The 3972-nt window shown below is 35.5% G+C and carries 2 protein-coding genes and 2 pseudogenes; 2 read left to right on the top strand and 2 right to left on the bottom strand.

All coding sequences use genetic code 11. The features are described from left to right. Window positions 1–1053: 1053 nt before the first annotated feature. Window positions 1054–1704: a glutathione S-transferase family protein gene (locus tag ACSC97_RS17855; RefSeq protein WP_436662281.1), complete on the top strand. Its 651-nt coding sequence runs from the start codon at window positions 1054–1056 to the stop codon at window positions 1702–1704. A gap of 191 nt (window positions 1705–1895) precedes the next feature. On the opposite strand, the pseudogene ACSC97_RS17850 reads toward ACSC97_RS17855, so the two are convergent. Beyond that, window positions 1896–2419, bottom strand: a pseudogene (locus tag ACSC97_RS17850) (glycoside hydrolase family 108 protein). 127 nt (window positions 2420–2546) lie between these two features. Continuing rightward, entirely contained in the window at window positions 2547–2750 is a 204-nt protein-coding gene (locus ACSC97_RS17845; RefSeq protein ID WP_436662279.1) for an acyl-CoA thioesterase, read from the bottom strand. Between the two features lie 521 nt (window positions 2751–3271). Between ACSC97_RS17845 and ACSC97_RS17840 the strand changes: the two are divergent. Continuing rightward, window positions 3272–3972: pseudogene (locus ACSC97_RS17840) on the top strand (transposase); the annotation flags it as partial.

Here is a 3972-nt window from a genome sequence, read left to right as displayed (position 1 = left end):
AATTCAAAAGAGTTTGGATTTTAAAACGCCAAATCAAATAGCAGAGAACTTTTATCGGTTAGCTGCCTAGCATATCCCAAGTGAAAGTCTCCTGCTAATTCAGCACATATCAGACATTCATCAGAATGCCGATCGTCATGTTCCTGATATGAATTAGATGTGGAAGTTGTCGAAGAATATGAATGACTATAATCAGCATTGTCCTGTATAGACTTAACTTTCTTCGCTAATAAGATTAATAAAACCAAACCAATGGTAAAGACTAAAATAATCAATATCAGCACCACAATCCCCTATTCCTACTCTAATTTTTGTTCCTAAATATAGCTTAGATTTTCTTTTAAAAATTGACATTAAAAAAGCCCGATTAACGGGCTTTTCTACAACCTTGAACATTTTTAAAAACAATCAAAATTGTTTCGTTCGTTGTTAGCTGTGTATTCAGGTTGTCATATCTTTGTTCACTTAGGAAAGATTTCTCTTTAATCCTAAATAGTATATGACTTCCTTATTGATTAAATTATCACCAATACTAATCTCGGTCAAGTAGCATTAAATTACAAAATCTAGGGTTAAATGCCTTGCAATTTTAACTAAGCGTAATCATAGTTATTTTCAATTAATAGATTAAATGGCATGTTCTTTAAATCTATAAAATATTTTATCTTTTATAACTTTATATTTGCGATTGAGATATAGTTCAAAAGCTTTACACAGATGTTTTACCTACTCATCCTTCTTTGTATTTAAAATAATGATTATTTCTAAATATATGATTTTTATAAAAATTAAATTTTTATTTTTTCAACCCAAGAAGAATATTGAAACTTACAGAGTTTCAGACTCTAGAATTGCTAAGCTTTTTAGCAAAGTATCACTCTGTCCTGACTTACAAATCCAAACGTTGAAGAACATCTGATTATTCACATTTTCTATACCAGTTGGTTGCTATTTATAAATAGATAAACAGCACTATCAATTGACTTGAGGGTATATTGGAAACCGTAAAATTTTGGGAAATTTCCCATAAAATTTTTTAAGACAGGAAACTTCATGATTACATTACATCACTTAGACCAATCACGCTCTTTCCGCATTTTGTGGTTACTTGAAGAAATCAAACAACCGTATGAATTGCAACGCTATTACCGTGACAAAGTTACTCATTTGGCACCTGAGTCACTAAAAAACATGCATCCTCTAGGAAAATCTCCTGTGATTGAATGGCAAGGTAAAGTTATTGCGGAATCAGGAGCTATCGTAGAGTTACTGATTCAAAGACTTGCACCACATCTAGCACCAGATACAAATGAAGCTAATTATGCAGATTACCTACAATGGATTCATTTCGCAGAAAGCTCTGCGATGGTGCCATTTTTATTAAAAACGTTTAATCAGATAGAAACTAAACACGGCACAAAATTAGTATTTCTAGAAAACTATACTCAAATCGAGTTTGATAAAGTTTTTGGTTATTTAAATGATTATTTAAAAGATAAATTATTTTTGGTGGGCGATCGTTTAACTGGCGCCGATTTTATGATGGGATTTGCCCTTCACGGATTAATTCACCATATGAAACAAGGTGAAAAATTCCCACATATCAGAAGCTATGTCGAACATTTGAGTTCATTACCAAGTTGGAAAGCTGCAGAAAAAATTGAACAAAATGATTGGTTATCTGAAAAGGATAAGAATAGTTAAGGTACGTTTCTAAAAATCAACCTGTGAACCAAGCCCTCTTATGAGGGCTTTTACACAAACTCCAACATGAAGATTGTTATTGATCGTATGTGCTGAACACCCTGAGTTTATGCACAAAAATTAAAACACTCACAATCAATGATATAAGCGTTTGCAATGATTAACTTTTTTTATGCGATTCGATTGTTGATCTAGCCATAAAAGAATTGCTCCTGTGTAGGGTTACGTTCGCAGATTTCGATATAACGTTGCCCTTGCATGATGTTAAGCACTCTGATTAAGACCTTTTCACCTTTTTCCCCACGTTTGGCCATGAAGGTTTTCAGGACATTCAAAGTGACTGGTCCATAAATTCCATCAATTATTAAATCTGGCCATCCGCCTTTATCTTGATTGTTTAAAAGATTTAAAGCACGTTGCAGTAATGGTTTGGGAAAGCCAGTCCCACAATTGACACCTGTATCCAGTAACACTTCAGCCACGGCGTTGCTAATCAGATTGACTTGATCAAATATCGTGGCGAGATCCAATACTGTTTTCGATATATTTCTTTGGCAACACTTAATGGCAGATCTTGCATGTGACCTTTGAAGCCACTCACACGTGCGACCGCTTCAGTGATCCCAAACTTGGTCGCACCTCCCCGATCTACGGGATTATTTACATAACCACCTTCACGCTTAATTAACTCTTGAAGATATTGTTCGATGTTCATTTCAGATTCCTTTAGGCAATAAAAAACCGCCTTTCGGCGGATGTTAAATTCATAATAAAAACCTCCCTAAGGAGGTCTGAGGTATTGTTTGTCTGTTTAAGCATTCATCAATCAGAAACACTCGTATCTAATTTGTTAGATATTTACGCATTTGTCTTTGTCTTCTAGTGAGTCCAAGAATCTCTTTTCTACTTAGTATTTCTTCTTCATCAAAACCAAGATGTTTAATTAGCTCGTCTATTGGTAATTCACTATTTTCAATCAAAAAGCAGTCATGATCAGTTGTCCATTTTGTAAGTAGATACTCAGGTTTCTTGCGCGATCTTTTCATGTTAGTGCTGTTTATCAAACTTATGAGATGTGATCAGAAGAACAAATGAATAAAGGTGCCCTGATATTGCTTACACATGACATTTCTCAGGGCATTAAAAACGCTCACATTACTATGAGCGTTTTGGTATTTCTCGTCTTTCCGAGTGTCAGTCGTTTGCCCAGTTAGGCGATATATAAACCCGTCTAACCTGATATAGAAAGTACCTACAATTTAAGTATCAATCAATTATTTTATTTCGTAATATTTTGATAATTATCACTTTTATTTCACACTTAATCTGATTTTAATTTGATTTGCACAGAAGTTTCTAGCTGTGATTTTTCACTAAGCTAAAAACTTAACTCAAGTTGAAAAAGTATCTATTTTTTCAACTCTAAAAGAATCCGATGTTAAAAATTTCTTTGTAAAATTAATTCTTTCCAATCCTTATACCAAAATTAGTTGACCGGTAATCCCCCCTAAAAATAATAGGATCTAAAAGTAGAATTTTCTCTTAAGATACGAGCAGGAGATTCTGCATGAAAACATCTAAATTTACTGACAGTCAGATCATGTCCATCTTGAAACAGGCAGAATCTGGCACACCTGTAGCGACCCTTTGCCGTGAACACGGCATGAGTAATGCTACCTTTTATAAATGGCGTGCCAAATATGGTGGTATGGATACATCATTAATGGCTCGACTGAAAGAGCTAGAAGCCGAAAATACCAGACTTAAAAAGATGTATGCGGAAGAGCGATTAAAGGCCGAAATCATCCAGGAAGCGATGGCAAAAAAGTGGTAAAGCCATCTTGCCGGCGTAAGATGGCACAACAGGCAGTTGCCCAGCATGCCATTAGTATTCGTTTGGCTTGTAAAGCATTTGGCATTAGTGAAACCTGCTACCGCTATCAAGCCAATCTCAGCGATGACAATGCACTCATTGCTGAACAGCTCATTGAACTCACTGAGGAAAATTCCGATTGGGGCTTTGGTTTGTGCTTCTCGTATTTACGGCATGTTGAGAGTTGCTGCTGGAATCACAAGCGGGTTTACCGCATTTACTGTGAGTTGGCACTGAATCTGCGTATTAAACCGAGAAGAAGACTAAAACGGCATGCGCCTGAACCATTGAAAGAACCAATCCGAGAAAATCAGGTTTGGTCATTAGATTTTATGCATGATCAGCTTTCCGATGGTCGCAAGTTTCGATTATTGAATGTGATTGATGATTACCGC

This window comes from Acinetobacter sp. P1(2025), from assembly GCF_051390655.1.
Classification (GTDB): Bacteria; Pseudomonadota; Gammaproteobacteria; order Pseudomonadales; family Moraxellaceae; genus Acinetobacter; species Acinetobacter junii.
This window is presented reverse-complemented; position numbering and strand designations above follow the sequence as displayed.

Excerpts from the sequence above, each read along its gene's own strand:
- ACSC97_RS17855 (WP_436662281.1), top strand. The coding sequence starts at position 1,054 with ATGATTACATTACATCACTTAGACCAATCACGCTCTTTCCGCATTTTG.
- ACSC97_RS17845 (WP_436662279.1), bottom strand. The coding sequence starts at position 2,750 with ATGAAAAGATCGCGCAAGAAACCTGAGTATCTACTTACAAAATGGACA.